General features: G+C 46.5%; 26 protein-coding genes. 20 read left to right on the plus strand and 6 right to left on the minus strand.

Annotated features, from left to right (window positions below):
- The first annotated feature begins 71 nt into the window (after positions 1-71).
- Together ICV32_RS01180 and ICV32_RS01185 are read left to right on the plus strand one after the other, a co-directional pair.
- Positions 72-2408: an NADP-dependent malic enzyme gene (locus tag ICV32_RS01180; RefSeq protein ID WP_215371213.1), complete on the plus strand. Its 2337-nt coding sequence runs from the start codon at positions 72-74 to the stop codon at positions 2406-2408.
- Between the two features lie 125 nt (positions 2409-2533).
- Entirely contained in the window at positions 2534-3154 is a 621-nt protein-coding gene (locus tag ICV32_RS01185; protein WP_108509280.1) for a barstar family protein, read from the plus strand.
- Here ICV32_RS01185 and ICV32_RS01190 read toward each other — a convergent pair.
- Together ICV32_RS01190 and fur are read right to left on the minus strand one after the other, a co-directional pair.
- Positions 3151-3903 carry a 16S rRNA (uracil(1498)-N(3))-methyltransferase gene (locus ICV32_RS01190; RefSeq protein ID WP_215371217.1) on the minus strand — a complete coding sequence of 251 codons (753 nt, stop codon included), beginning with the start codon at positions 3901-3903 and terminating at the stop codon, positions 3151-3153. The two genes, ICV32_RS01185 and ICV32_RS01190, sit on opposite strands and share 4 nt — an antisense overlap.
- A 26-nt stretch (positions 3904-3929) precedes the next feature.
- Positions 3930-4379 (minus strand): ferric iron uptake transcriptional regulator, encoded by a 450-nt coding sequence (gene fur, locus ICV32_RS01195; protein WP_215371220.1) that lies wholly within the window; start codon positions 4377-4379, stop codon positions 3930-3932.
- Between the two features lie 70 nt (positions 4380-4449).
- On the opposite strand from fur, the gene ICV32_RS01200 reads away from it, so the two are divergent.
- Genes ICV32_RS01200 through hemL form a run of 10 tightly spaced genes read left to right on the plus strand, consistent with a single transcriptional unit; the run spans position 4450 to position 14828 of the window.
- On the plus strand, positions 4450-5046 hold the full coding sequence (locus tag ICV32_RS01200; protein ID WP_251371885.1) for an outer membrane protein assembly factor BamE: 597 nt from the start codon (positions 4450-4452) through the stop codon (positions 5044-5046).
- Between the two features lie 20 nt (positions 5047-5066).
- Positions 5067-5864 carry a 4-hydroxy-tetrahydrodipicolinate reductase gene (dapB, locus tag ICV32_RS01205; protein ID WP_215372466.1) on the plus strand — a complete coding sequence of 266 codons (798 nt, stop codon included), beginning with the start codon at positions 5067-5069 and terminating at the stop codon, positions 5862-5864.
- 27 nt (positions 5865-5891) lie between these two features.
- A complete protein-coding gene (gene leuS / locus ICV32_RS01210) occupies positions 5892-8558 on the plus strand; it encodes a leucine--tRNA ligase (RefSeq protein WP_215371223.1) in 2667 nt (888 codons plus the stop codon).
- A 4-nt stretch (positions 8559-8562) separates the two neighbouring features.
- Complete coding sequence (lptE, locus tag ICV32_RS01215) at positions 8563-9090, plus strand: LPS assembly lipoprotein LptE (protein WP_215371225.1); 528 nt, start codon at positions 8563-8565, stop codon at positions 9088-9090.
- 22 nt (positions 9091-9112) lie between these two features.
- Positions 9113-10168: a DNA polymerase III subunit delta gene (holA, locus tag ICV32_RS01220; RefSeq protein WP_215371228.1), complete on the plus strand. Its 1056-nt coding sequence runs from the start codon at positions 9113-9115 to the stop codon at positions 10166-10168.
- A 10-nt stretch (positions 10169-10178) separates the two neighbouring features.
- Positions 10179-11468 (plus strand): glutamate-5-semialdehyde dehydrogenase, encoded by a 1290-nt coding sequence (locus ICV32_RS01225; RefSeq protein ID WP_251371886.1) that lies wholly within the window; start codon positions 10179-10181, stop codon positions 11466-11468.
- Between the two features lie 18 nt (positions 11469-11486).
- Positions 11487-11915: a CopD family protein gene (locus ICV32_RS01230; RefSeq protein WP_215371232.1), complete on the plus strand. Its 429-nt coding sequence runs from the start codon at positions 11487-11489 to the stop codon at positions 11913-11915.
- Between the two features lie 10 nt (positions 11916-11925).
- Positions 11926-13308 carry a class I SAM-dependent RNA methyltransferase gene (locus ICV32_RS01235; RefSeq protein ID WP_215371235.1) on the plus strand — a complete coding sequence of 461 codons (1383 nt, stop codon included), beginning with the start codon at positions 11926-11928 and terminating at the stop codon, positions 13306-13308.
- A gap of 30 nt (positions 13309-13338) precedes the next feature.
- Positions 13339-13509, plus strand: a complete 171-nt coding sequence (locus ICV32_RS01240; RefSeq protein WP_108507762.1) for a rubredoxin — start codon at positions 13339-13341, stop codon at positions 13507-13509.
- 26 nt (positions 13510-13535) lie between these two features.
- A complete protein-coding gene (hemL, locus tag ICV32_RS01245; RefSeq protein WP_215371238.1) occupies positions 13536-14828 on the plus strand; it encodes a glutamate-1-semialdehyde 2,1-aminomutase in 1293 nt (430 codons plus the stop codon).
- 5 nt (positions 14829-14833) lie between these two features.
- Here the strand turns inward: hemL and ICV32_RS01250 are convergent, their stop codons facing one another.
- The gene (locus ICV32_RS01250; RefSeq protein WP_215371240.1) at positions 14834-15703 is read right to left on the minus strand and encodes a symmetrical bis(5'-nucleosyl)-tetraphosphatase; all 870 of its coding nucleotides are present in this window, start codon (positions 15701-15703) and stop codon (positions 14834-14836) included.
- A gap of 1 nt (position 15704) precedes the next feature.
- Complete coding sequence (locus ICV32_RS01255; protein WP_215371243.1) at positions 15705-17174, minus strand: deoxyribodipyrimidine photo-lyase; 1470 nt, start codon at positions 17172-17174, stop codon at positions 15705-15707.
- Between the two features lie 45 nt (positions 17175-17219).
- Between ICV32_RS01255 and ICV32_RS01260 the strand changes: the two genes are divergently transcribed.
- Genes ICV32_RS01260 through ruvX form a run of 3 tightly spaced genes read left to right on the plus strand, consistent with a single transcriptional unit; the run spans position 17220 to position 19082 of the window.
- The gene (locus ICV32_RS01260) at positions 17220-18047 is read left to right on the plus strand and encodes a YdcF family protein (RefSeq protein WP_215371246.1); all 828 of its coding nucleotides are present in this window, start codon (positions 17220-17222) and stop codon (positions 18045-18047) included.
- A 26-nt stretch (positions 18048-18073) separates the two neighbouring features.
- Positions 18074-18673, plus strand: a complete 600-nt coding sequence (locus ICV32_RS01265; protein ID WP_215371249.1) for a YqgE/AlgH family protein — start codon at positions 18074-18076, stop codon at positions 18671-18673.
- Positions 18666-19082 carry a Holliday junction resolvase RuvX gene (gene ruvX, locus ICV32_RS01270; RefSeq protein ID WP_215371252.1) on the plus strand — a complete coding sequence of 139 codons (417 nt, stop codon included), beginning with the start codon at positions 18666-18668 and terminating at the stop codon, positions 19080-19082. Before ICV32_RS01265 ends, ruvX begins: the two co-directional genes overlap by 8 nt.
- 12 nt (positions 19083-19094) lie before the next feature.
- Here ruvX and ICV32_RS01275 read toward each other — a convergent pair whose 3' ends face one another.
- Positions 19095-20630 carry a TolC family protein gene (locus tag ICV32_RS01275; RefSeq protein ID WP_251371887.1) on the minus strand — a complete coding sequence of 512 codons (1536 nt, stop codon included), beginning with the start codon at positions 20628-20630 and terminating at the stop codon, positions 19095-19097.
- A 110-nt stretch (positions 20631-20740) separates the two neighbouring features.
- On the opposite strand from ICV32_RS01275, the gene ICV32_RS01280 reads away from it, so the two are divergent.
- Genes ICV32_RS01280 through trmB form a run of 5 tightly spaced genes read left to right on the plus strand, consistent with a single transcriptional unit; the run spans position 20741 to position 24837 of the window.
- Complete coding sequence (locus tag ICV32_RS01280; protein WP_215371258.1) at positions 20741-21586, plus strand: undecaprenyl-diphosphate phosphatase; 846 nt, start codon at positions 20741-20743, stop codon at positions 21584-21586.
- An 18-nt stretch (positions 21587-21604) separates the two neighbouring features.
- Positions 21605-22087 carry a DUF2721 domain-containing protein gene (locus ICV32_RS01285; protein WP_215371260.1) on the plus strand — a complete coding sequence of 161 codons (483 nt, stop codon included), beginning with the start codon at positions 21605-21607 and terminating at the stop codon, positions 22085-22087.
- 41 nt (positions 22088-22128) lie between these two features.
- A complete protein-coding gene (locus ICV32_RS01290; protein ID WP_215371263.1) occupies positions 22129-23070 on the plus strand; it encodes a UDP-glucuronic acid decarboxylase family protein in 942 nt (313 codons plus the stop codon).
- The gene (locus ICV32_RS01295; protein ID WP_215371265.1) at positions 23067-24074 is read left to right on the plus strand and encodes a hypothetical protein; all 1008 of its coding nucleotides are present in this window, start codon (positions 23067-23069) and stop codon (positions 24072-24074) included. Before ICV32_RS01290 ends, ICV32_RS01295 begins: the two co-directional genes overlap by 4 nt.
- Positions 24058-24837 carry a tRNA (guanosine(46)-N7)-methyltransferase TrmB gene (gene trmB / locus ICV32_RS01300; protein WP_215371268.1) on the plus strand — a complete coding sequence of 260 codons (780 nt, stop codon included), beginning with the start codon at positions 24058-24060 and terminating at the stop codon, positions 24835-24837. The genes ICV32_RS01295 and trmB overlap by 17 nt, the downstream gene beginning before the upstream one ends.
- Here trmB and ICV32_RS01305 read toward each other — a convergent pair.
- On the minus strand, positions 24834-26324 hold the full coding sequence (locus ICV32_RS01305) for an NAD-dependent succinate-semialdehyde dehydrogenase (protein ID WP_215371271.1): 1491 nt from the start codon (positions 26322-26324) through the stop codon (positions 24834-24836). The genes trmB and ICV32_RS01305 overlap by 4 nt on opposite strands.
- Positions 26325-26459 lie beyond the last annotated feature (135 nt).

Genomic DNA, 26459 nt, shown 5'->3' on the forward strand with positions numbered 1-26459 from the left:
GAATAGAATAGAGCTTTTGGCATTCTTGTTTAAGGCTTCAAGCCCCTTTATCCCATCACCCGCGAAACCCTATGAGTCAATCAGGCAATAAACCCAATCAAAATAAAGAAGAGCAAATTAAGGCTTTGCGTGAAGCTGCTCTGAAGTACCATGAGTTTCCGGTACCCGGCAAAATATCCATTGCTCCTACCAAGCAATTGACCAATCAACGGGACCTTTCCTTGGCTTATACGCCAGGAGTGGCAGCTGCTTGTGAAGAAATCAATCGAGACCCCGCTACTGCATTTCGCTATACCGCTCGCGGTAATTTAGTTGGCGTGGTCACCAACGGCACAGCCGTTTTAGGTTTGGGTGATATTGGTGCGCTAGCAAGTAAGCCGGTCATGGAAGGTAAGGCGGTACTCTTTAAAAAGTTCGCCGGGATTGATGTGTTTGATATCGAAGTTAACGAGAGTAATCCCGAGAAATTAGTTGAAGTGATTGCCGCTCTGGAGCCAACTTTTGGCGGAATCAACCTGGAAGACATCAAGGCTCCCGATTGCTTCTTGGTGGAGCGCAAATTGCGTGAACGCATGAAGATTCCGGTCTTTCATGACGATCAACATGGCACAGCGATTGTGGTCGCCGCAGCGATTCTCAACGGCTTGAAAGTCGTTGGAAAAGATATTACAAAAGTAAAGTTGGTCACATCCGGTGCCGGTGCGGCAGCGCTTGCATGCTTAGAGTTATTGGTTCATCTCGGCTTACCAAAGAACAACATCTGGGTAACCGATATTGTTGGCGTGGTCTATGAAGGCCGCACTGAACTCATGGATCCGCAAAAATCACCGTTTGCGCAAAAGACTGACAAACGTACCCTAGGCGATGTGATTGAGGGCGCGGATGTATTTTTGGGCTTATCCGCTGGTGGAGTCTTGAAGCCAGAGATGGTTGCCAAAATGGCGCAGAAGCCTTTGGTATTTGCCCTTGCAAACCCTACACCTGAGATCTTGCCTGAAGAGGTAAAAGTCGTTAGGCCTGACGCAGTGATGGCGACCGGGCGCACTGATTACCCGAATCAAGTCAACAATGTCCTATGCTTTCCCTTCATCTTCCGTGGTGCTTTGGACGTAGGGGCAACCACGATCACTACGGAGATGGAAATCGCTGCAGTGAAGGCAATTGCCGAGCTAGCCCAAGCCGAGCAAAGCGATGTGGTGGCAGCTGTTTACAGTTCTGAGAACTTGGCTTTTGGCCCAGATTATTTAATTCCAAAACCATTTGATCCACGCTTAATTACAGCGATTGCACCGGCCGTTGCGAAAGCTGCCATGGACGGTGGTGTCGCGAGTCGCCCGATTAAGGATTTTGCGCTTTACAAGGATCAATTGCAGCAATTTGTGTATCACTCGGGTACGGTTATGAAGCCCTTATTTGGGATTGCTAAGAAGATCCCAATGGAACAAAAGCGCATCGTCTTTTGTGAGGGCGAAGATGAGCGCGTAATGCGTGCGGTTCAAGTCATGCTCGATGAAAGTTTGGTCAATCCCATTTTGATTGGGCGTCCATCGGTCATTGAGCATCGCATTGAGAAGTTTGGCCTGCGCATGAAATCTGGTGTGGATATTGAGATTGTTAATCCAGAAAGCGATGCGCGCTATCGGGATTTTTGGCAAACCTATTTGCAGCTCACTGAGCGCAAAGGGGTAACAGAGTCGTTTGCGAAGCTTGAGATGCGTCGTCGTAATACCTTGATTGGTTCTATCCTTCTGAAAAAAGGACAGGCAGATGGCATGATTTGCGGCACCATCAGCAACACCGCCACTCATTTGAAATACATTGATGAGGTCATTGGTCACGAGCCCGGTGCAACCGCTTATGGAGGAATGTCTGGACTGATATTGCCTAATCGCCAAGTCTTTTTGGTCGACACCCACGTCAATATTGATCCAAGCGCTGCTGAGTTGGCTGAAATCACACTTTTAGCTGCTAGCGAGATGCGTAAGTTGGGGATGACCCCGAAGGTCGCGTTGCTCTCCCATTCAAACTTTGGCTCTAGCGATGCCCCATCGGCTGTAAAAATGCGTGAAGTACTAGCCATCTTGCAAAAAGCCGCCCCCGAACTTGAGGTTGATGGTGAAATGCACGGCGATTGTGCTCTGGATCCGGAGACTCGCGCTGGTGCCATTACAAATTCAACCTTACGTGGGGAGGCCAATTTATTGGTCTTGCCCAATATTGATGCTGCCAATATCTCTTATAACTTATTGAAAACGGCTGCTGGTAATGGCGTAGCCATCGGACCGCTTTTATTGGGGGTGGCAAAGCCCATTCATATTTTGACTCCAGCAGCGACCGTTCGCCGGATTATTAACGTGAGTACGCTAGCAGTGGTGGAGGCTGCAAGCCAATCCAAGGGCTTATTTTAGAGCGGAAATATACTTAGTAAGTAGTCGCTCACTTTTAAATTATTGATAAAAATCAATAACTTATAAAATTAGTTCATGGATTGGGCTTGATTTGGAGGCGGGATAAGGGTAACCTATTACCCATCATGAATATTCTTCCTGAAAACATTACTTCAGCAAGCGTCGAAGATCACAGCCGCGCAGAAAATTGGGACAGAAATGATCAAGCCGATCGCGAGATCTCGGCGGCGAGCATTTATGCGCAAGGCGGGCTGTCGCGTCTTCAGACCTATGCTGCCAATCAAGACCTAGGAAAAAAAGTGACAGCTTCTTGGCGTGCCGCTTTGGCTATGAGGGATGCTGGCCCCCCAGCAATGTTGCGCAGTGTGCGCCCCAATATCGTGCAATCGATTCGCGCATTTAGAACCAGTGATTTAGCTGAGGCTGCAACAGAGTTAGGCCAACACTTTGTTTATGCAAGCTGCACTAATGCCAACACCAAGGGCGAGGTACTCGAAGCAATCGCGAACGCCTATATGTTTACCAAACAGCAGGCTAAAAACTTTGATCCACTGTTGGATGCGCTGACAACTTTAGTTGACAAAGCAGGCCCGCAGCCAGGCTTTGTGGTCGTACTTGAGGGCTTGCCTTGCACCCAAAAGTTTGACAAGGAAGCAAGAGAGACCCTATTGGATGTATTCCGCGACGCGGTTGAGTTTTGGTCAGAGCGCCGGGTTCCTTATCGGGTCTTTTACTCGTTCGCTTAATTCTCTTTTAAATTCCAAATACTTTCAACGGCTGAGATCGCAACGATCCCAGCCGTTTCTGTTCGTACTATGCGTGGACCAAGTGACAAGGTCATAAAACCAGCCTCTTTAGCACTTGCCTCTTCCTCTCTACTAAAACCACCTTCCGGACCAATCGCGATGGCAATACTTTGGGGCGAGTGTCGGTTGAGAAATTGGTGCAGCGAATCGGTAGCAGTTGGGCTCAGAAGTATTTTTAAGCCAGCCTTACTTTGTTTAAATGCATCTCGAGGATATTGAATCGGAGTAACTTTTGGAATGACGCTGCGATCGCATTGCTCACAAGCCGCTTGGGCAATTGCCTGCCAATGCAGCATACGTTTTTCTAGTCGCTTGGGTTCGCTTTTAAGTTTCACCACGGAGCGATCACACTCAATAGGGGTAATGATTGCAGCACCTATTTCTACAGCCTTCTCAATGATCCAATCCATTTTGTCACCACCGGCAAGCCCCTGAATAAGCTCTAGGTGATACGGTAGTTCGCGGTGCCGATCTTCTTGAATTTGCTCGATTTCGATCTGCGGATGGATATCATTGATTTTGGAAAGTCTTCCTACCGCGGTGTAGCCTTGGCCATCAAAGACGGTGAACACATCATCTGGTCCGATACGACGAACGCGTAAATGATGGGCTAGATCCCCATCAATTGGAACTTGAAGTTTAGGTAGTTTGGATTGGGCCCAATCACCTGCTAGGTAGAACTGTGGCATACAAGCTCAGTGAGTAATTGAATCAATCACTTTTTCTTATTGCGGCAGTTCTTTTTTTGGCAATGACCATACATTGCCAGCGAATGCTCTTGTAACTTAAATCCAAGGGATTTGGCAATTTCGTTTTGGCGCTTTTCAATCGCCGAATCAACAAATTCTTCAACATGACCGCAATCAAGGCACACAAGATGATCGTGATGATTGCCCTCATTAAGCTCATAAATGGCTCGGCTATCACCTTTGCTTGACTCAAAATGGCTACGAAGTAAGATTCCAGCTTGCTCGAACTGGGTCAAAACACGATAAACCGTGGCTAGACCGATATCCGAGTTGTCCTTGACCAAGGCCATATAGACCTCCTCAGCACTAAAGTGCGAATTTGCGTTTTCCTGAAAAAACTCAAGGACTTTCATGCGAGGCGCCGTGACTTTTAAGCCGATTTCACGGAGGTCGGTGGGGGAAGCGTTCTGGCTCATACGGTTTGGCTCGATCGGCAGGTTTGGGCGCTAAAATCAGATACTTAATGATACGTTGAACTGTTAACCCATGCAGATTAGCATTTTTACTTGCCGCAAGCCAAATCGAGCTTTTGCATCACGGATGTTGATCGTGCTGTGCGTTTGTTTTGTTTTAGGAGCGTGCACTTCAGCCGTTGATAATACCCAGCGAGCTTGGATGAACAGTATTTTTCAGCCATATGTTCCGGATGTGGTTCAAGGCAACTTTATTTCCAGCGAGCAATACGCTCAGCTAAAAGTTGGAATGAGTCGTGAGCAGGTACGTCAAATTATGGGTACACCATTACTCGCTAGTTATTTTCACGCAAATCGCTGGGATTATGTGTTTGAGTTTAAGCGTGAGGGTCAGACGATTGGTAAAGAGCGTCGCGTAACTTTATTTTTTGAAGGTGACAAACTCATTAAATTTGATGGCGATGCTCTGCCTACTGAAGTCGAGCTTGTGGCGGAGATTGATAATTATGCGCGGGAGAAACGTAGCTTTTGGGATGTTGTAACCGGAAAAAATAAGCCACCGAAGCCTGTGAAGAGGGCACCCCCTGAAGTGATGGTGATTAGCCAGCCCAATAACTTACCTAACCCAACACCACAACCCGATGTGGTGGTTACCCCTGTTAAAAATTAATCAGAGAACTAGTGATGCCAATGAAATTTGCAGTTGCGGGAGCGACCGGAAAAATGGGCAAAATGCTCATCGAGACGATTCTGAGATCGCCCAATGCTCAATTAACGGGCGCCCTTGAGCATCCTGCATCCCCCTTATTGGGAACGGATGCGGGTGCTTTTTTAGGTCAACAAACCAATGTCCTAATTACGGATGATTTAGCGAAGGGTTTGGCGGGTGCAGAATATTTAATTGATTTCACGCGTCCTGAGGGAACCTTGCTGCACCTTGCGGCCGCAAAGCGGGCGGGTGTCAAAATGATTGTTGGTACTACCGGCTTTACCCATGAACAGTTACAACAGCTTCGTAGTGCTGCCGACACCATTGCCATGGTGTTTGCTCCCAATATGAGTGTAGGAGTGAATGCCACCCTCAAAATTTTGCAAGTGGCTGCACTATTACTGAAGCAGGGGTATGACATTGAGATTGTGGAAGCGCATCATCGTCACAAAGTGGATGCACCTTCAGGAACGGCCATCAAAATGGGAGAGGTGATTGCTAAGGCGCAAGGCCATTCCCTAGCTGATTTGGCGGTGTATGCTCGTGAAGGTCACACTGGTGAGCGTAAGCCAGGTAGCATTGGTTTTGCAACGATACGGGGCGGTGATATCGTTGGCGATCACACTGTAATCTTTGCCGGCGAGGGTGAGCGGATCGAAATTAGCCATCGCTCGACGAGCCGTCAATCCTACGCCGAAGGTGCTTTACGCGCTGCCACTTTTTTACAAACTCAGTCCAAAGGCTGGTTTGATATGCAAGACGTCTTGGGCCTCAAATAATTTAATCCCTAACAACAAGAATAATTAATGGATAAACATCATGCTAAGGATTACGATTTTCGCAGCATTGAAGCGCATGCGCACGCGCAATGGCGCGCTCAGGATGTCTATCGCGTCTCAGAAAATGCAAAGACAAGGACTGGTCAATTAAAGCCCAAGTTTTATGCCTGCTCGATGCTGCCTTACCCCTCAGGCAAGTTACACATGGGTCATGTGCGCAACTACACCATCAATGATGTGATGGCACGTCAACTCCGCATGCAAGGCTACAACGTTTTAATGCCGATGGGATGGGATGCATTTGGGATGCCTGCTGAGAATGCCGCACTTCAAAATAATGTGCCGCCCGCACAATGGACCTATCAAAACATTGATTACATGCGGGCTCAGATGGCAGCAATGGGTCTTGCGATTGATTGGTCGCGAGAGATTGCAACCTGCAAGCCGGATTACTACCGTTGGAACCAATGGCTATTTTTAAAGATGCTTGAGAAAGGCATCGCTTACCGCAAAACCCAAACGGTTAACTGGGATCCGGTAGATCAAACCGTTTTAGCGAATGAGCAAGTGATCGACGGACGTGGTTGGCGCTCGGGCGCCTTGGTTGAAAAACGTGAGATTCCTGGCTACTACCTCAATATCACTGCGTATGCTGAGGAGTTATTAACCGGGCTTGATGATCTAGCGTGGCCTGAGCGTGTGAAGATCATGCAACAAAACTGGATTGGTAAAAGTCATGGGGTACGCTTTGCATTTACTCATGAAATTCAGGATGACGCTGGTCGTTTAATTAATGATGGCAAGATGTATGTGTTTACGACGCGTGCCGATACCATCATGGGTGTTACATTTTGTGCAGTTGCTGCTGAGCATCCACTAGCGACAAAGGCTGCACGATCCAATCCAGAGTTAGCGCAATTTATTGAGCGCTGCAAAACCGGGAGCGTGATTGAGGCCGATTTAGCAACCCAAGAAAAAGAGGGTATGCCAACGGGTTTATATGTGACTCACCCTTTAACCAACGAGCCAATTCCACTCTGGGTTGGTAACTACGTACTCATGTCGTATGGCGATGGCGCGGTGATGGGGGTTCCTGCTCACGATGAGCGTGACTTTGCCTTTGCCAACAAATACCATTTGCCCATTAAGCAGGTAATTACTGTAAACGGCGTAACCGATATTTTTAATCCCTCACGCTGGCATGAGTGGTACGCACAAAAAGAGAACACCGAGTGTATTTACAGCGGCCCCTACGATAGCTTATCGCATCCAGACGCAGTCCAGGCGGTTGCGAAGGATCTGAAAGATCGAGGTCTTGGTGAGTTAAAAACCACCTACCGTTTGCGTGATTGGGGAATTTCTCGTCAGCGGTATTGGGGAACTCCAATCCCAATGATCCACTGCACCGATTGCGGTGAAGTACCAGTCCCCGAATCGGATTTACCCGTGGTGTTGCCCGAAGACTGCGTACCCGATGGCTCTGGTAATCCTTTGAATAAACGTGAGGATTTTTTGAAGGTCAATTGTCCGAAGTGCGGTAAGCCTGCGCGGCGTGAGACCGACACCATGGATACCTTTGTGGATTCTTCATGGTATTTCATGCGCTATACCGGCCCCGATGCGAAAACCATGGTGGATTCGCGCAATGATTACTGGATGCCAATGGATCAATACATTGGCGGAATTGAACATGCAATCTTGCATTTGCTATATGCGCGTTTTTGGACCAAGGTGATGCGCGATTTAGGCTTAGTACGATTTGATGAGCCTTTTCAAAATCTCTTGACCCAAGGAATGGTTCTGAACGAAACCTTTTACAAAGAAGATCAAAGCGGTAAAAAGCAGTGGATCAACCCTGCCGATGTGGAGTTGAATCTCGATGAGAAGGGGCGACCTATTGCAGCGAAGCTCATCAAGGATGGCTCAGCTGTCCATATTGGTGGCGTTGAGAAAATGGCCAAGAGTAAAAATAATGGCGTTGATCCACAAGCCTTAATTGATCAGTATGGTGCGGATACAGCACGCCTCTTTACGATGTTTGCCGCACCTCCTGAGCAGCAACTCGAGTGGTCAGGCGCTGGAGTAGATGGCGCCGCTCGATTCCTGCGGCGTCTGTGGATGTATGCAAGCTCGCAAGCCGATCATTTGCAATCGGCAAAAGCTTCGATCCCTGATGATTTAAGTGCTGCTGAAAAAGAACTGCGCTTTGAAGTGCATACGATTTTGAAGCAAGCAAACTTTGATTATCAGCGTCGTCAGTACAACACCGTGGTTTCAGCTGCAATGAAGATGCTCAATGTCTTGGAGCCGATTAAGTTAGATCGGGATGCGAATTCGATTCGTCCCGAAATCCTTTTTGAGTCCCTTGGCATTTTGTTGCGGATTTTGTACCCCGTGGTGCCGCACTGTACCTATGCACTGTGGAGCGATCTTGGATTTAAGAAACACTTTGGCTCTTTATTGGATGCACCTTGGCCACAAATCGATGAGTCCGCTTTAGTTCAGTCTGAGATTGAGTTGGTATTGCAAATTAATGGCAAACACCGTGGTCAAATTAAGGTGCCCGCCGATGCCTCAAAAGATGCAATTGAGGCGATGAGCTTGCAAGCCGAGCCCGTCTTACGTTTACTAAACGGTGTGCCTCCCAAAAAGATCATTGTGGTTCCAGGTCGCCTAGTTAATGTGGTTGCATAAGCAGATGAGTGCACCGCGTAACCTCAATCGGCGCTTACTATTACAGGGCGCTCTTCTTGGCCTCTTTTCGGTTTCTGGAATTTCAGCTTGCGGTTTTCGTTTGCGCGGTTCGGTCACTATTCCCTATAAATCGATCTTGATTTCAGGGCGGCCATCACCCCAACTCCGCTATGACCTTGAGCGCATTATTGCGACTGGAACGAATGCAAAAGTGGTTGCCTCGGGTAAGGATGCCGATTTGATTCTGGATATTGTGAGCGAAGATAGTACCCGGCAAATTTTGACCTACACCTCTACAGGTCAGATTTCAGCGTATCGACTCAATAATCGGGTGGTATTCCGTGCCTTTGATAATACGGGTGCCGAAGTGATTCCAGAGTCTGAAATTTATGTAATTCGGGATCTGGATTTCACCACTGCTACAGTATTGGCATCCGATATTCAGCAACAGCAATTTTTAGAGAGTATGCGCTCTGATTTGGCGCTGCAAATTTTGCGTCGCATTGCTACCCTGGGACGGGTGAGCAAATAAATTGCTGACTTGATCGATCTCGATGATCAAAAGTGATGCCTTTCAGATTCATATGGCTGGTCTAGCTAAAGGCTCACAAAGCTTAAATTCCTTGTATGTTTTTTCCGGGGATGAGCCACTACTGATGATGGAGGCCGTGGACAGCCTACGGGCATTTGCCAAAACCCAGGGCTTTACTGAGCGCAATGTGATGGTTCAGGATCGCTATTTTGATTGGCCGGTTCTATTGAGTGTGGGGCAAACCATGTCCTTGTTTGGCGATAAGCGCTTTGTGGAACTGCGTATGCCAACTGGTAAGCCCGGCCGTGAAGGAGCGGAGGTGTTAAAGCAGTTTGCAAATGGATTGGGATCAGCCAGCTCAGGTCTTGATGTGATTGTATGTATGCAGCTCCCGCGCCTTGATCTGAAAACAAAAAGTTCCGCTTGGTTTATGGCTCTTGATGAGGCCGGGATGGCAGTGCAAATTGATTCAATTGAGCGCAGTCAATTGCCCCAATGGATTGCTAAGCGAATGTCACTGCAGTCCCAATCGGTTGAGTCTGGTGAAGTGGGGCAACGTAGTTTGCAGTGGATGGCTGATCAAGTCGAAGGTAATTTGATTGCCGCGCATCAAGAAATCCAGAAACTGGCGCTCTTATATCCCAACGGGGTCATTACGGATGAGCAAATCCGTGCCGCGGTTCTCAAGGTTGCTCGCTATGATCTATTTGAGTTAACTGAAGCACTGCTTTCTGGTGATGCGGCACGTTTGAATCGAATGGTGGATGGCCTGCAAGGTGAGGGTGAGCCTTTACCACTGATTCTGTGGGGCATTAGCGATGAGCTAAGAACGCTTAATCGGGCCCAGGCTGCGCTTGCGGCTGGAGAGAGTTTGCCAACCATCATGCGTAATTATCGAATTTGGGGAAAGCGCGAGAAGCTCTATCCCACGGCGCTTAAGCGTATCCAACCCAAGAAACTAAAGCAAGCGTTATTACTTGCAGCTAATTTAGATAAACAAGCCAAGGGTCTCTGGGTTCGGGATCTTCCAACCAACCCCTGGGATGGCCTGCGACTTGTTGGGAGTCTATTGCGTTAGAGTATCAACTATGGCAAACGAGATGAACCCAACGATTGAGCAAATGATGTTGACCATTGGTCAGCAAGCGCGTCACGCCTCAAGAGCGATGGCTAGGTCCAGTTCACAACAAAAGAACCAGGCACTAAGCAATATTGCGAAGGCGATCCGTAAAGATGTGGCAAAGATTTTGACTGCCAATATGCGCGATGTGGAGCGCGCTAAGGCCAGTGGTCATGATGCCGCCTTTGTGGATCGCTTAACCATGACCGAGAAATCGATTGAGACCATGGCCTTGGGACTTGAGCAAATTGTCAGCTTGGATGATCCAATTGGTCAGATCTCTCCGTTTAAACAGCAACCCTCCGGTATTTTGATCGGACAGATGCGCGTGCCACTTGGTGTGATCGGCATCATTTATGAATCACGTCCGAATGTGACGATTGATGCAGCAGCGCTATGCCTTAAGTCAGGAAATGCCGTAATTTTGCGAGGCGGCTCTGAGGCCATTGACTCAAATACCTTTTTGGCAGGATTAATTCAGGAAGGTTTGGCCACCGCTCAACTACCAGCTAATGCAGTGCAGGTTGTACAAACAACTGATCGGGCTGCCGTTGGAATGATGATCACCATGACTGAATACATTGATGTGATCGTGCCACGCGGTGGCAAGAGTTTGATCGCGCGACTGATGCAAGATGGCCGAGTACCCATGATCAAACACCTGGACGGAATTTGCCATACCTTTGTTGATGATGCCGCAGATATTGAGTTAGCGATCAAGGTGTGTGATAACGCCAAGACTCAGCGCTATGCCCCTTGCAATGCGATGGAGACGCTGCTTGTTCATGCCAAGATCGCCGCTCAGGTTTTGCCTAAGCTTTGCCGAATTTATCAAGACAAGGGCGTGGAACTGCGTGTCGACCCCAAGAGCCGTTCACTCTTGGAATCGAAGCAGTTTTCGAATCTAGTGGATGCAACCGAAGAGGATTGGCGCACCGAGTACCTAGCTCCAATTTTGTCGATCAAGATTGTTGAAAACCTCGATGAAGCGATCGATCACATTGAGCTTTATGGAAGTAAGCACACGGACGCAATCATTACTCAAAATCAAGAACATGCCAATCGCTTCTTGCGAGAAGTCGATAGCGCGAGTGTGATGGTCAATACCAGCACGAGATTTGCCGATGGCTTTGAGTATGGCTTAGGTGCCGAGATCGGAATCTCGAATGATAAGCTCCATGCACGTGGTCCCGTTGGCCTTGAGGGGCTCACTTCTCTGAAGTACGTGGTTATGGGCCACGGTGAAGTTCGTCAGTAATGTTGATAAAGAGATTTTATGTTTGATGGTTACCTTTGGGCCAAAACCCTTCATATTGTTTTAATCGCGTCTTGGTTTGCAGGACTTTTTTATTTACCCCGTATCTTTGTTAATCTGGCACAAGAGACCAATGATGTGGCCTATGAACGCTTAATTGGGATGGCGCAGCGACTCTATCGCTTTATGACCATCCTGATGATGCCAGCAGTCGCTTTGGGACTCATTCTATGGCTGTATTACGGCGTAGGGCGTGGCTCGATCTGGATGCATGTGAAGGTGTTATTAGTGCTAATTGTGATTGGCTACCATTTGCAATGTAAACGGCTCCTCAAGCAATTTGTTCAAAAGCAAAATACAAAAAGCCATGTGTGGTACCGCTGGTTTAATGAGGCCCCAGTTTTACTCATGCTAGTGGTCACTGCCCTTGTGGTGATCAAGCCTAACTAATATCACCATTGTGAAATTTTTTATTGTTTGTCCTGGCGGGCTTGAAGCAGTTTTAGCCCAGGAGCTCGAGGAGATTGTTACTCGGCCTGAGATAAAAGCATTGGGTCGATCATCGGTTGAACCAGCTCCTTCAAGCCTAACAGGCGGAATAGGTGTCGAGGGTCCCTTAGCCCTATCCATGGCAATCAATTTGTATTCACGGATTGCCAGTCGTGTCTTACTGAAGATGGCTGACGAACCTTATAAATCCGAGGATGACCTCTATCGCCAAGCAAAATCAATTGGGTGGGAAGACTGGTTTTCCTCTAATCAAACCCTTCGGGTCGATATTACGGCACAGCGATCGCCATTGAAGAGTTTGAACTTTGCCACTTTGCGAATTAAAGATGCGATTGTCGATCGCCTGCGTGAGCAAATGGGCGAGCGGCCGAATATTGATACCGTAAATCCCGATGTTCGGATTCAGGTTCACTTAACCCAACACCATGCGACCATTTATCTCGATACTTCGGGCGAGCCTTTGTTCAAACGTGGTTGGCGGGAGGAAAAGGGGGAGGCGCCCTTAAAAGAGAATTTGGCTGCTGGCATTTTGCGGTTAACTAACTGGCAAGCCTCTATGCCGCTATACGATCCTATGTGCGGAAGCGGTACCTTTTTGATTGAGGCAGCCCAAATTGCATTGCATATCCCGGCGGGGGCGCTACGAGCTCGCATACTAGACTCATCAAATCAAAATGCGACCGTATCGTGGAAGCAATCGGTTACACAAACAGGTTTTGGCTTTTTAAGACTTAAACCTTTTTTAAGTTCCTTAGAGAAAAAGAACTGGCAGACACTTTGTGATGCTGCGAAGACAGAAATGCATCAGTATCAGAATGACCCCATTGCAATTAGTGGCAGTGATATCAATGAGAAAATGATTGCCATGTGTAAAGCCAATTGGCAACGTGCGCAGTTACCTGGGTTACCCATGGTTCGACAATTGGATGCAATCGCGATTAAGCCTAACGTTGATTTAATCGAAGGGCAAAAAGGGGTGATGGTTTTTAATCCACCTTATGGAGAGCGCTTGGCGATGAAGGGTGGTGATTCTGATCGACCCTATTCTTTTGGCGATAGCAAAGCAACTTCGATGCAAAAACGGCGTACGAGCCGAGAGCCTTTAGTCAAAGAGCCGATTGACCCTAAGTTCGCAACCCTTTTAGATCAGTTTAGTAAACAACTCAAAGATCATTTTGCGGGCTGGGAGATCTTTGTTTTAACGGCAGATATGGGTTTGCCGGGGCATTTGCGCATGAAAGAATCAAAGCGCACCCCATTATTTAACGGCCCCTTGGAATGCAGACTTTTTAAGTTTGAGATTCGAGGGCGGAGCGATATCCAGAAATCGTAAAATAGAACTTAAATCTAAGAGAAATAACAAATGGAATATAAAACCTATATGTGCTTGATCTGCGGCTGGATTTACGATGAAGCCAAGGGTTGTCCGGATGACGGCATTGCGCCTGGAACTTTGTGGAAAGATGTTCCCATGAACTGGTCGTGTCCCGAGTGTGGTGCGCGCAAAGATGATTTTGAGATGTGTGTCATCTAATCATCTAGATCTTCTTGATTAATACTATGAGTCAAAACGAACAACTCTTTGCGCGGGCCCAAAAAACCATTCCAGGTGGCGTCAACTCCCCTGTGCGGGCATTTCGGCAAGTGGGCGGTACCCCCCGATTTATTGCTCGTGCGCAGGGCCCTTATTTTTGGGATGCCGACGGTAAGCGCTATGTTGATCTCATCATGTCTTGGGGCCCAATGATTGTTGGGCATGCAAACCCTGAGGTAGTGGAAGCAGTGCAACGCGCAGCGACTCAGAGTTTTAGTTACGGCGCTCCCACCGCAGGGGAGATTGATCTTGCTGAGCGCATTTGCGAGTTGATGCCAGCTATTGAGCAAATTCGTTTGGTCTCAAGTGGTACTGAAGCGACTATGAGCGCTTTACGCTTGGCTAGGGGGTATACCAATCGTGATTTGATTATTAAGTTTGAAGGCTGTTACCACGGCCACGCGGATAGCCTGTTAGTCAAAGCCGGCTCTGGTTTATTGACCTTTGCCGATTCCACGAAGAATGCTCCCTCATCGGGCGGGGTGCCTCAAGATTTGGTTAAGCACACCTTAGTGCTCCCCTATAACGATGTTGGCGCTTTGGAAGAAGCTTTTAAGCGCCATGGCGATCATGTTGCCGCTTTAATTTTGGAACCGATTGCAGGCAACATGAACCTAATTCGTGCGACCCCTGAGTTCGTGAAGGCAATTCGTTCGCTCACCCAGCAATATGGTGCTGTATTGATTTACGACGAGGTAATGACAGGATTTCGGGTGGCCCTGGGCGGCACCCAATCCTTGCATGGCATTAAGCCTGATTTAACCTGCCTTGGGAAGGTTATGGGTGGCGGTATGCCCATGGCAGCCTTTGGAGGTAAGCGAAAGATCATGACAAAACTTGCCCCCTTGGGTAACGTCTATCAAGCGGGCACCTTATCTGGTAACCCCGTTGCGGTAGCTGCGGGAGCGAAGACCTTGGAGATCATCTCGCGCCCTGGATTTTTTGAGTGCCTGACCGAGCAAACCAAAAAATTGATGGCAGGATTACAGCAAGAGGCCGATCGAGCCAAGATCCCATTCTCGGTCGACAGTGTTGGTGGTATGTTTGGGTTCTATTTTTCGCAAACAGTGCCAACTTCATATGAAGCAGTTACAAAAACTGATATTGAAGCCTTCAAACGTTTCTTTCATGCAATGTTAGAAGAAGGTGTTTACCTGGCTCCTTCTGCCTATGAGGCTGGATTTACATCGATTGCGCACGATAATGCTGTGGTCGATGAGATTATTCGCGCTGCTCAAAAATCATTTCAGAAGATTTAATACGCTCACATCCGTAGCGGATGATCGTAACCCGCCACACTAATGGTCTTGATTGAAAGCGATTGACGACCCCCGACCAAACCTTTTGGGTTCATGGTTTCTAAATGATCGAGGTCGATTGCGGTTAATGTGCCACCCCATACGCAACCGGTGTCAATTCCAATGACGCCTTGATGATTGAGTAAGCCAAGTGTTGACCAGTGACCAAAGACGATCGGAATCGATTTTGTTTTACGATTGGTAGTCTCAAACCATGGGATATAGCCAGCGGGGCCACTTTCTAGCCCTTCTTTGCTCTTAAACTCCATTTCGCCCTCTGGGGTGCAAAACCGAATGCGGGTCAGGGTATTGGTGATTAAACGTAAACGATCGAATCCAATTAATTTTGGATCCCAGTAGTTGGGAGTATTGCCATACATCTGGGCTAAGAAATCGCGATACTTCTTATGACGTAAAGCGGTTTCAACTTCATGGGCTAATGACAGTGTGCGTTTTAGGCTCCATTGCGGTAGTACGCCAGCATGCACCAGCAAGACCTTACCATTACTCAGTGCCATGGGTCGGTATCTTAACCAGTCGATGAGCTCACGACGATCAGGGGCTGCCAAAATATCATCAATCGTATCGAGCGGTTTGGTATCGCGAAGCCCTGCATCACATGCTAATAAGTTCAGATCATGATTCCCCAAAAGGCATTCGGCAACCCCATCTTCTTGAAGTTGCTTTAAACGCCGCAAGGCTCCCAATGAGTCTGGACCACGATTGACGAGATCCCCCAAGAAAATTAATTTAGAACCTTGGGGGAGTTTCTTGATGAGTTGATTGAGGGGCCTCAAACATCCTTGTACATCACCAATCGCAAAGACGCGAGTCATCTTAAGCCACTTTTTTCACAACGTTGTAGCGAATCAAGGTCGCCTTACGGGCTTCATCATGATCGACGATGGGGCGTGGATAGTCCTTATCTAAAACAATACCTGCTGCCTCAAGTTCAAGCTGGCCCGCAAGCCAGGGCGCATGAATTGACTTATTGGATAGCTTTTCTAGGGCGGGAATGTAGCGGCGGATAAATTTACCATCGCTATCAAAGCGCTCAGACTGGGTGATGGGGTTAAAGATACGGAAGTAGGGCTGAGCATCGCAACCGGAGGACGAAGCCCATTGCCAACCACCATTATTGGAGGCAAACTCAAAATCGTTCAGATGCTCCGCAAAGTACTGCTCACCCCAGCGCCAATCAATACCCAAGTCTTTGCATAAAAAACTAGCCACAACCATTCGTAATCGATTATGCATGTAGCCCGACTGATTAAGCTGATGCATGGCTGCATCGACTAGTGGGTAGCCAGTTTGACCATCGCACCAGGCTTTAAATAGTTTTTGTGCCTTAGATCCTTGCTCCCAAACAATCTTGTCATAGTCGGGTTTGAAAGATTGACCGCCGGCAAGGCGAGGATGATTAGCCAAAATCATGAAATAGAAGTCACGCCAAATCAGTTCACTCAGCCAAGTGCTTGCACCAAGGCTACCTGCAATCATTCTTCGATGGGCTTCGCGTACCAAGCCCCGGATCGATAGGAGACCAAAGCGTAAGTAAGTCGAGAGGTAGCTGACCCCTTTGGTTGCTGGGAAGTCCCGGCCAATGTTGTATTGATCAATTCGTTTTAGAAAGTCACTCAAAAAGAGTTCGGCACCTCGCTGACCAGGCGGGAGGTATTTTTCAATGCCAGTTGTTCTAAATCCCATCGACTCGAGTGTGGGGATGCCAGTATCGATGGTCTTGGGAATGGGGGCATATCGACCCTGTAAGCCAGCATGAGGTAGATCACAGACAAGGGGCTCAAGATCCGATGGATTGAGTTTCTTAAGCCATGCATTCTTATATGGGGTGAAGACTGAGAATACTGTCTCAGAGTTAGTTAACACTTCGGTCTTCTCAAAAATAACCTGATCTTTAAAATGTTGGAACTGAATCCCATCTCTTTCAAGCTTTTGCGCAATGGCCTCATCGCGCAAAATTGCTGAGGGTTCATAATCATGGTTGGTAAAGACTGCTTGTACACCAAGTTGTTTAGCCAAGACAGGGATTAGTTCGATTGGATTGCCATGACGGGCAATGATTCCGCCCCCTTGGGCTCTTAATGTTTGATCCAGATCTTCAATCGTTTGCCAAATAAAATCTACCCTACGATCAAAGCCCTTGCCCTTGGTGAGTAAAGGGTCAAGAATTGAGGTATCAAAGATAAAAGAAACCCAGACCTGTTGATGCTGTCTTAGGGCGTGATGAAGGGCCGCCTGATCATAGAGGCGTAAATCACGTCGAAGCCATACCAATACACTTGTCATAGACTCTATCTTATTCGGGAATGCGATTTTGATTATGATGCCCCTATGGATAGCCTATTTTTTATTACCTCGAAAATTGTTCAATTCGTAATTGAGCCTTTAAACCTGATCTTTTTGGTTACGCTCTTGGGATGGTTTTTTCTCATCATTCGAAAGACCGTCCTTACTAACCGTCTTTTGGCGCTTGCAGTCATTGGATTCCTGGCAGTCGGTTACCTGCCTATTCCAGAGGCATTAACCCGTGTTCTGGAAGACGCCGTTTCCAAGTCATCGATTCAGAATATCAATCCCGACCAATTTGCTGGAATTATTATTTTAGGTGGAGCAATTAGTGGTGAGGATATTGCTTCAGATCGAGGTGAGGTGTCGATTGGATCCGCTGCTGAGCGTGTGACCAAGGGCTTGGAGTTGATTCGGAAGTATCCCGATAAGCCATTTATCTTTAGTGGCTTTTCAGGAAGAGTAAATCCAAGGGGTATGTCAGAGGCTGATGCCTTTAAGCAATTGATTCAAGAACAAGGGCTTGGGGATATTACAAACACCACCGCCTTTTACGAGAACCAATCGCGCAATACCTATGAAAACGCGATCTATTCCAAAATGATCATGGATACGATTTATCAACAATCCCCAGTTCAGCAAGCAAAACCCTGGCTATTGGTCACCTCAGCCAGTCATATGTATCGATCGACTAAGATCTTTGAAAAGCAAGGAATTCCGATAATTGCTGTCCCAGTGGATTACCAAACAGCCAATACGTTACAATGGCGCGAGTTTAATTTAACTGGCGGTGCATTTCTATGGAACATGCTACTGCATGAGTACATTGGGATCGCAGCCTATCAATTGACTGGAAAAATTTCACTTTTCTGAATTCTTGAGGCTTGCTAGAATGGGTTATGAGTCAAGCCAACACCTTTTCTTCATCCAGTTCCTTTGCTAATCAGTTCTTGTTAGCCATGCCTGGAATGCTGGATGAAAATTTTTCAGGTTCATTGGTGTATCTTTTGGAGCACAGCGATAAAGGTGCCATGGGGTTGGTGGTCAATCGACCAACTGACATCGTGTTATCAACACTATTTGAAAAAATTGAACTTAAGCTCGAGATTGCGCCTTTACTTGATGAGCCGGTTTATTTTGGTGGACCCGTTCAGGTTGAGCGAGGCTTTGTGCTTCATCCCACTGATCTTGCTGAGAAGTATTCATCCTCATTAATCATTGCAGACGGCCTCACCATGACCACTTCCAAAGATGTCCTCGAGGCAGTAGCCAATGGCTCTGGACCCGATAAGTTTCTGATGACGCTAGGCTATGCTGGTTGGGGTGCGGGCCAGCTCGAAGAGGAGATTTCGCTTAATGGTTGGATTAATATCGTCATCCCAAATGATCAAATGCAAACAATTATTTTTGATACGCCATATGCCGATCGTTATCAAAAGGCAATGCAGGTTTTAGGTTTTGATCTGGCAAGTCTTTCTGGAGAAGCGGGGCATGCCTAACGAAGCGTCAGATCCTGTAACGATTGTTCTGGGGTTTGATTACGGCACGAAGCGGATTGGGGTGGCGGTTGGTAATTCGCTGACGGGAAGCGCTCAAGCAATGAGTGTCATTCAGAATATAAATTCTGAGCAAACGCTTCAAAAAATTAAAGAATTAATTAGTGAGTGGCAACCAAATTGCCTAGTGGTCGGCCTTCCAATGCATCCTGATGGCGCAGAACATGGGATGACTAAACGCTCACGCTCGTTTGGACAAGAGCTTACTAAGCAGTTTGGTAAGCCTGTTCACTTTGTGGATGAGCGCTATTCCTCAGTATTGCTTGAGCAAGATACCCAATACCAAGGGTCTGTCGATTCGCATGCAGCCGGATTACTTTTAGAGCAATTCTTTCGCGAGCACGGTCAATAGCTTAGTGAGTAATTAGCGAAGCAAGGCATTGATCGCAATCAAGTCCTCATCCGAGAGATTGGCAGCCTGTGCCTTGAGGCGCAGAGCATTCATGATGGTGTCATAGCGTGCTTTATAAAGAGAAGCGCGCGTGGTAAAGAGCGTATCTAAGGCAATTAAGACATCGATGTTAATGAGGGTACCAACGTTGTAACCTAACTTGCTGGATTCCACTGCGGTAGCGGACGATTTCTCAGCAGCTTCTAATGCTTTGACTGTGGCCAAGCCGCCATAGAACCCTGTAAAGGCTTGACGGGTTGACTGGGCAGCGGTGCGTCGTAGATTGTCATAATCGGCCTTCGATTTATCAAATAGCGCTGCGTTTTGCCGAATGACTGACATATTAAATCCACCCGACACGATGGGAAGGGTCATTTGTAACGCCAAGGTATTGTTATAAATATTTTGTGTAGGCGAGGGGTTGAAGTTCAGGGCAGATCCATTTGATTGGTTAAAGCCTGCAGTACCAACAAAGTTAACACTTGGATAGTTTGATGCCAGAGAAGCTTTGTAAACACTCTCCGCAAGTTGCACGCTGAGTTGACCAGCCAATACCCCATAGTTAGCGTTTTCAGATTGTGTAATCCAGTCCTCTAATGCTTGTCCAGGCGGAAGTTTGGGATTGACGCTCTCTGCAATAGGTACCCCTTTAGTATCTTTATTGCGCGCTCTTGGATCGGCCACCACTCCAGCAATAGAAATATCCTTTGCCATTGGTTTAATGTGTTTTACAGGGTGACCAATTAGTTGCTCTAAAACACCCCGTTTGACCACAAGATCGGCATGGGCAGCGATTTCTTGGGCATTAGCGACATCAAAGCGTGCCTGGGCATCATTAGCATCGACAATCGTAGCGGAGCCGATTTCAAATTTGGCTTTTGCAGCCTGAAGTTGCTGACGAATTAATTCTTTCTTATTTTTAAAAAGTTCAACATTATCCTGAGCCGTTAGCACATCAAAGTAGGCTTGCGATACTCTGATCACTAAATCCTGCTGAGCTTGGTAGAACTGTAAATCAGAGATTTTGCTATTGAGGTCACCTTGTTTAAAAAGTTGCATCCCAGTTAAATTAAAAACTGGTTGTGTCAGTGTTACGGTATAGCTTCGTTGATCGAAGATACGGTTGGTACCTTCACCATGCTGGAAAAACCGAGTAGCCGTCGGGTTAGCTGATACCTGGGGCAATAGCACCGACAAGCCCTGCCAATAGAGCTCTTTGCGGGCCGCTAAATTAAAACGTGCGCTGTTGATCACTGGATCGTTAAATGCGGCTTCCTGGTAAAGGCTAAGAAGGTCCAAGGTGCGGTCTTCAAGCGCTTTACGATTTTGTGGATCCGTTAAGTTCGACGAGATTGGCGGGGTCGGAATGGCAGTTTGTGGAGGAACCTCAAGCTTTAGGAGATCTTGAGGGCCCAAGGTCTTGGGTAAAGAATTATTTGCTGGAGTTACGGTTACCGATCCTTGATTGGCTTGTGACCAAGCTTGGCTAGAAATTATCCATCCAGCCATTCCAATAAGGGTAATAATCGGGAGCCGTTTCTTCAAATGCATGTTTCGAAGTTTAAGCCTAAACGTCAAAGTGAAGGGTTTCTGGGTTTAAGGCTTTAGTATTGATACTTATGGATCCATTACTTTTATTCAAGGCCCTTATTTTAGGAATCGTTGAGGGTTTAACCGAGTTTTTACCCATCTCAAGTACTGGGCATTTAATCTTAGTGGGGGATCTCTTAAATTTTAATGATAAGCGCGGTAAGGCCTTCGAGATCATCATCCAATTCGGTGCCATTTTGGCAGTATGCTGGGAGTACCGAGAGCGCTTATTAAGCGTAACCAATACCCTCTTTTCTAGTAAACAATCTCAAAAGGTTGTCTTGCATGTGATCATTGCCTGTATTCCAGCCATGGGACTTGGTCTAATTTTTGGTAAGTTCATAAAGGCCCATTTATTTTCACCAGTCCCTGTGGCAAGTGCATTTATTGTGGGTGCCTTTGTGATCTTTTGGGCGGAGTATCGCCAAACCAAAGCATCAACCATGAGGCAAATCGATAGCATTGACCAATTGACTGCGCTTGATGCCCTAAAAGTAGGGCTAGCCCAATGTGCGGCATTGATACCAGGCACCTCGCGCTCAGGGGCGACCATTATTGGTGGGATGCTCTTTGGATTACCAAGAGCCGTTGCGACCGAATTCTCCTTCTTTTTGGCAATCCCGGTGATTGGCGGGGCAACCGCATATGAGTTATTAAAGATTGCAAACTCATCCCAAGCATTTGGTTTTGCTGAATTTGCACCCACGCTTCTGGTTGGATTTGTTGCAGCCTTTATCTCAGCATTTATTTGTGTGCGTTGGCTGATTCATTATGTTGCGCATCACAACTTTATTCCGTTTGCTTGGTATCGTATTATTTTTGGCGTCTTGGTTTTAGTAACGTCTTACACTGGTCTTGTTGCTTGGTCTCATTGATCTTTATAAAGTAAAAATATGAACCTTTCAATCGATGCCATACAGGCCAATATTCAGTTAGCCTTAGCGCCCGTCTTTCTCCTAACAGCTGTCGCCACCCTGGTTGCTGCGATCACTGCTAGACTGGCTCGTAATGTAGACCGGATGCGCTTTATTCAGAACCAGTTATACGGCGATCATCAACTAAGTTACAAACTGAAGACGCATTATGAGAAAGAGATTGATGAGTTCAAAACTAGAGGAAGGTTATGCACACTCGCAATCTTTTTTGATGTTTTGGCAGGTGTTTTAATTTCCTTAACTGTTTTGGAACTATTTCTATTACAGACTGGTGCTGGAAAATTAGTCAATGTGGGCTACGTACTTATTACATTTGTATCGGGACTGGTTTCTTTTGTGGTGTCCTTGACGCTAATCTTAGTTGAAGTGGTCTTTGCTTATCGCTCAACGAGTTGGGATATGCCTGCGCAAGAACTACCTCATAAGATAAAAAGCCAATAGCGATAAAATCAGCCGTAACAGATTATTCCTGAAAGATATCTATGTCCATTAATCAAAACAAAATCCTCATCACTGGTGGCGCAGGCTTCCTAGGCTCCCACCTTACCGAAAGACTTTTAAAAGAAGGTAATGATGTTTTGGTAGTGGATAACTTTTTTACCGGTAACAAACAGAACCTTGCGCATTTGATGGGCAATCTTAATTTGGAGATCATGCGCCATGATGTGACCTTTCCTTTGTATGTCGAAGTCAATCAGATCTATAACTTGGCATGTCCTGCCTCTCCAGTGCATTACCAATACGATCCCGTGCAAACGACTAAAACCAGCGTGCACGGTGCGATTAATATGCTAGGCCTCGCTAAGCGGACGCGCGCCCGAATTTTGCAAGCTTCCACAAGTGAGGTCTATGGTGATCCTGAAGTGCATCCTCAACCAGAAGGCTATTGGGGTAGAGTCAATCCAATTGGCATTCGGTCCTGCTATGACGAGGGTAAGCGCTGTGCTGAGACCCTGTTTTTTGACTACTTTCGCCAACACCAAACTGATATCAAAGTGGTCCGTATCTTCAACACCTATGGCCCAAGGATGCATCCTAATGATGGCCGGGTCGTGAGCAACTTTATCGTACAAGCGCTACAAGGTAAAGACATCACAATCTATGGGGATGGTTCTCAGACCCGAAGTTTTTGCTATGTGGACGATCTAATCGATGCCATGGTTCGGATGATGGCCACAGAAGCTGGCTTTACGGGTCCCGTTAATATCGGAAACCCAGGAGAGTTCACCATGCTCGAACTTGCCGAGATGGTTCTTAAGCTTTCAGGTAGCAAATCCAAGATCATTCATCAACCATTGCCATTGGATGATCCTAAGCAGCGCCAACCAAACATTGATTTGGCTAAAGCAAAACTCGGCTGGGAACCTAAAGTTAATCTTGAAGATGGATTAAAAGAGACGATCACTTACTTTAAATCTCTATGAAAAAACTGTGGCAAGCGCTTGCCCTCTTTACAAAAAAATTTGATAAGAGAAAAGTTGTTGAAAAATGTCTTTTAGATGACCTATTTCTTGATTCGATTAGGAATACAGAGTATGTTTCTAGTCGAGGAATTTTATTTAACACTGATATTCATAATTTAAGTCCTCAATCTTCAAATGTAGATACACATTTTATTAATCACTTACCTGACAATATAAATAATTATTTCGCAGATTTAATTCCTTCAGTTTATATTTGTTCTGATGAAATTAATTTATTTGCAGAGGTAGTTTTACCAAAAATAAAAAAGCCTTTTGTTCTTGTTTCTGGCGATAGTGATATCTCCGTAAATTATTCTAATTTTGGTAAATCTATTGATGAAATTTTAAATTGTAAGTTTTTAAAAAGATGGTTTTGTCAGAACATTGACTTTGACCATGAAAAGTTAAACGCCCTTCCAATTGGTATGGACTACCATTCTGTCTGGAGAGATCCAAAAATATGGTCAGACCCACATCCCCTTCCATCTGATCAAGAGATCAAGATCAAAGCAATAAAGAAAAGATCAAAACCAGCCCACTTAAGAGACGATAAAATTTTCTGTAATTGGCATTTTTCTTTATCTCATGGCCAAAGAAAGGATTGTTTTAATAGGGTTAATAAACAACTCTGCTTTTTTCAATCCTTAGCAATGCCCAGGTATCGTTCATGGGAACTTCAAACTAAATTTAAATTTGTCTTGAGTCCAAATGGACAAGGTATTGATTGTCATAGAACTTGGGAGGCTCTTATCTTGGGATGCATCCCAATTATTCAGCCGAGTCTTGTTGCTGAAAAGTTATTTAAAAATCTTCCAGTTATCTTGATTGATGATTGGGAAGCCCTGGATCAAGCTTTTCTTCTTAAAAAATTTGACTTGCTCAATTTCAATTTTGATAGTGATGTTTTAAGACTCAATTATTGGGTTAATGAAATAAATCATTCAAAAAATGTTTCCCAAGCATAGGATCAGAACATTTGTTCGTAGAGCAGGTCGCACTACGCTTGCTCAAGAACATGCGATCGCAACCTTAGGCAATCAATTTCTGTTTCCATTTCAAGACGCATTATTTGATTGGTCGGTATTTGGAGCGCCATATCAGGATGCCCCGCGGATTGTCGAGATCGGCTTTGGCATGGGAGAATCAACCGCTCAGATAGCTCAAGTTCGTCTTAACGATGTATTTTTAGGTCTTGAGGTTCACGAGCCAGGAGTCGGCGCGCTTCTAAAGCGCATTGGTGAGCAGAATCTTTCTAATATTCGTTTGATTTCCCACGATGCTGTTGAGGTGCTTGAGCGGATGATTGCCCCCAATTCTTTGAATGGGGTTCATATCTTCTTTCCCGATCCGTGGCACAAGACGCGGCATCATAAGCGCCGCTTAATTCAGAAAGATTTTGTAGAGTTGCTAGTTTCTAAGTTGAAGCCCAATGGCTATCTTCACCTGGCAACCGATTGGCAGCATTACGCCGAGCAAATGCTTTTGGTCCTTAATCATCATCCCAAACTACGTAATCAATCGACTCGAACAGTTCGATTAGAAGCGATTGAGGGCATCGATCAGGACCAAACCATCGGCGGTATTAATTGGACAGCCCAGCAGTTACAGGGGATGCATGAGGGTTTTGTGGATAAGCCCTCGTATCGACCACTGACTAAATTTGAGAACCGTGGTATCAAATTAGGCCATGGGGTTTGGGATTTACTCTATCGCAGGTCTGAGCCTTAAAGACCCATACAAACGTATTTCATTTCAAGGTACTCGTCGATTCCCCAGGAGCTACCCTCGCGCCCTAGGCCAGATTGCTTTACCCCACCAAATGGGGCAACTTCATTTGAGATGAGTCCGGAGTTTACCCCCACCATTCCAAATTCAAGCGCTTCAGCTACCTTCCAAACCCGACCAATATCCCGGCTGTAAAAGTAAGATGCCAAGCCAAACTGACTGCTATTGGCTAGCCGAATGACCTCATCGTCATTCTCAAATGGTATGACTGGAGCTACAGGGCCGAAGGTTTCTTCATGGGTAATGAGCATGGTGTTGGTGACATTGGCTAGAACCGTTGGCTCGTAGAATGTGCCGCCCAGACTTGCACGTTTACCTCCAATTACAAGTCGCGCACCTTTGCTCAACGCATCGGCAACATGCCGTTCAACTTTTTCAATGGCGGCTTGGTCAATGAGAGGACCTTGAGAAACGCCTTGTTCTAGACCATTACCAATTTTGATTGACTTGGTTGCAAGGGCTAATTTTTCAACAAAGGCATCATGAACATTTTTGTGAACATAAAACCGGTTAGCACAGACACACGTTTGCCCAGCGTTACGGTATTTAGAGCTCATCGCACCAGACACAGCGGCATCAATATCCGCGTCTTCAAAAACAATGAAGGGTGCATGACCGCCAAGTTCAAGGGAGAGCTTCTTAACCGTTGGGGCGCACTGGGCCATAAGAATGCGACCTACTTCCGTCGATCCGGTAAAGGATAGATGACGTACCGTTGGGGATTCACAAAGGACCTTACCAACCGCAATGGATTGCTCGGCATCGGCGGTCACGATATTAATGACCCCTTGCGGCACACCCGCCTGTTGGGCGAGCTCCGCAATCGCTAGGGCTGATAGTGGAGTTTGCTCTGCGGGCTTAATGACAATGGTGCATCCTGCTGCCATTGCCGGAGCGATTTTGCGAGTGATCATTGCGATCGGAAAGTTCCAGGGTGTAATGGCGACGCAAACCCCAATGGCCTGTTTTAGAACAAGGGTGCGCTTATCGCCCCAGGTGGTTGCTGGAATTGCTCCCATGACGCGTTTGGCCTCTTCGGCAAACCATTCTACAAAAGAGGCTCCATAGATCACCTCGCCTGTGGCTTCAGCCAGAGGTTTGCCTTGCTCTAAAGTCATGAGCATCGCTAAATCATCGGCATTGGCCAGAATTAGTTCAAACCACTTGCGCATGACCTGGGCACGCTCTTTTGCCAGCTTGCCCTTCCAGGCGTTCAGAGCCAGTTCAGCCGCGGAGATCGCCTCTTGAGCATCTGAGCGATTCAAGTTAGCAACCTTGGCAATGATTTCACCGGTTGCGGGATTGGAAACCGCAAATCGAGCGTTTTCTGAGGCTTTGACCCACTGGCCATTAATTAGGGCATCCTCATGAAAAAGACGGGGGTTCTTTAGGAGTGTGCGGATATTTGCGATTGAATCGGGTGCATTCATGGTGATTTTTTTTGGAGTGATGGTGTCTTGGTCTTTAGTGTAATCCCAACCGCAATACAAGATTATTTGCGGATATTAGTCCAAATTGAGGGCCAATAAATACGTGAAGTACAAATGGCGTTGCACTAATTTGTA

Source organism: Polynucleobacter sp. MWH-UH24A, from assembly GCF_018687475.1.
GTDB lineage: Bacteria > Pseudomonadota > Gammaproteobacteria > Burkholderiales > Burkholderiaceae > Polynucleobacter.

What these genes read in the sequence shown, in the direction of transcription:
- ICV32_RS01180 (WP_215371213.1), top strand. Translation starts at nt 72, where the DNA reads ATGAGTCAATCAGGCAATAAACCCAATCAAAATAAAGAAGAGCAAATT.
- ICV32_RS01185 (WP_108509280.1), top strand. Translation starts at nt 2,534, where the DNA reads ATGAATATTCTTCCTGAAAACATTACTTCAGCAAGCGTCGAAGATCAC.
- ICV32_RS01190 (WP_215371217.1), bottom strand. Translation starts at nt 3,903, where the DNA reads ATGCCACAGTTCTACCTAGCAGGTGATTGGGCCCAATCCAAACTACCT.
- fur (WP_215371220.1), bottom strand. Translation starts at nt 4,379, where the DNA reads ATGAGCCAGAACGCTTCCCCCACCGACCTCCGTGAAATCGGCTTAAAA.
- ICV32_RS01200 (WP_251371885.1), top strand. Translation starts at nt 4,450, where the DNA reads ATGCAGATTAGCATTTTTACTTGCCGCAAGCCAAATCGAGCTTTTGCA.
- dapB (WP_215372466.1), top strand. Translation starts at nt 5,067, where the DNA reads ATGAAATTTGCAGTTGCGGGAGCGACCGGAAAAATGGGCAAAATGCTC.
- leuS (WP_215371223.1), top strand. Translation starts at nt 5,892, where the DNA reads ATGGATAAACATCATGCTAAGGATTACGATTTTCGCAGCATTGAAGCG.
- lptE (WP_215371225.1), top strand. Translation starts at nt 8,563, where the DNA reads ATGAGTGCACCGCGTAACCTCAATCGGCGCTTACTATTACAGGGCGCT.
- holA (WP_215371228.1), top strand. Translation starts at nt 9,113, where the DNA reads ATGATCAAAAGTGATGCCTTTCAGATTCATATGGCTGGTCTAGCTAAA.
- ICV32_RS01225 (WP_251371886.1), top strand. Translation starts at nt 10,179, where the DNA reads ATGGCAAACGAGATGAACCCAACGATTGAGCAAATGATGTTGACCATT.
- ICV32_RS01230 (WP_215371232.1), top strand. Translation starts at nt 11,487, where the DNA reads ATGTTTGATGGTTACCTTTGGGCCAAAACCCTTCATATTGTTTTAATC.
- ICV32_RS01240 (WP_108507762.1), top strand. Translation starts at nt 13,339, where the DNA reads ATGGAATATAAAACCTATATGTGCTTGATCTGCGGCTGGATTTACGAT.
- hemL (WP_215371238.1), top strand. Translation starts at nt 13,536, where the DNA reads ATGAGTCAAAACGAACAACTCTTTGCGCGGGCCCAAAAAACCATTCCA.
- ICV32_RS01250 (WP_215371240.1), bottom strand. Translation starts at nt 15,703, where the DNA reads ATGACTCGCGTCTTTGCGATTGGTGATGTACAAGGATGTTTGAGGCCC.
- ICV32_RS01255 (WP_215371243.1), bottom strand. Translation starts at nt 17,174, where the DNA reads ATGACAAGTGTATTGGTATGGCTTCGACGTGATTTACGCCTCTATGAT.
- ICV32_RS01260 (WP_215371246.1), top strand. Translation starts at nt 17,220, where the DNA reads ATGGATAGCCTATTTTTTATTACCTCGAAAATTGTTCAATTCGTAATT.
- ICV32_RS01265 (WP_215371249.1), top strand. Translation starts at nt 18,074, where the DNA reads ATGAGTCAAGCCAACACCTTTTCTTCATCCAGTTCCTTTGCTAATCAG.
- ruvX (WP_215371252.1), top strand. Translation starts at nt 18,666, where the DNA reads ATGCCTAACGAAGCGTCAGATCCTGTAACGATTGTTCTGGGGTTTGAT.
- ICV32_RS01275 (WP_251371887.1), bottom strand. Translation starts at nt 20,630, where the DNA reads ATGGCTGGATGGATAATTTCTAGCCAAGCTTGGTCACAAGCCAATCAA.
- ICV32_RS01280 (WP_215371258.1), top strand. Translation starts at nt 20,741, where the DNA reads ATGGATCCATTACTTTTATTCAAGGCCCTTATTTTAGGAATCGTTGAG.
- ICV32_RS01285 (WP_215371260.1), top strand. Translation starts at nt 21,605, where the DNA reads ATGAACCTTTCAATCGATGCCATACAGGCCAATATTCAGTTAGCCTTA.
- ICV32_RS01290 (WP_215371263.1), top strand. Translation starts at nt 22,129, where the DNA reads ATGTCCATTAATCAAAACAAAATCCTCATCACTGGTGGCGCAGGCTTC.
- ICV32_RS01295 (WP_215371265.1), top strand. Translation starts at nt 23,067, where the DNA reads ATGAAAAAACTGTGGCAAGCGCTTGCCCTCTTTACAAAAAAATTTGAT.
- trmB (WP_215371268.1), top strand. Translation starts at nt 24,058, where the DNA reads ATGTTTCCCAAGCATAGGATCAGAACATTTGTTCGTAGAGCAGGTCGC.
- ICV32_RS01305 (WP_215371271.1), bottom strand. Translation starts at nt 26,324, where the DNA reads ATGAATGCACCCGATTCAATCGCAAATATCCGCACACTCCTAAAGAAC.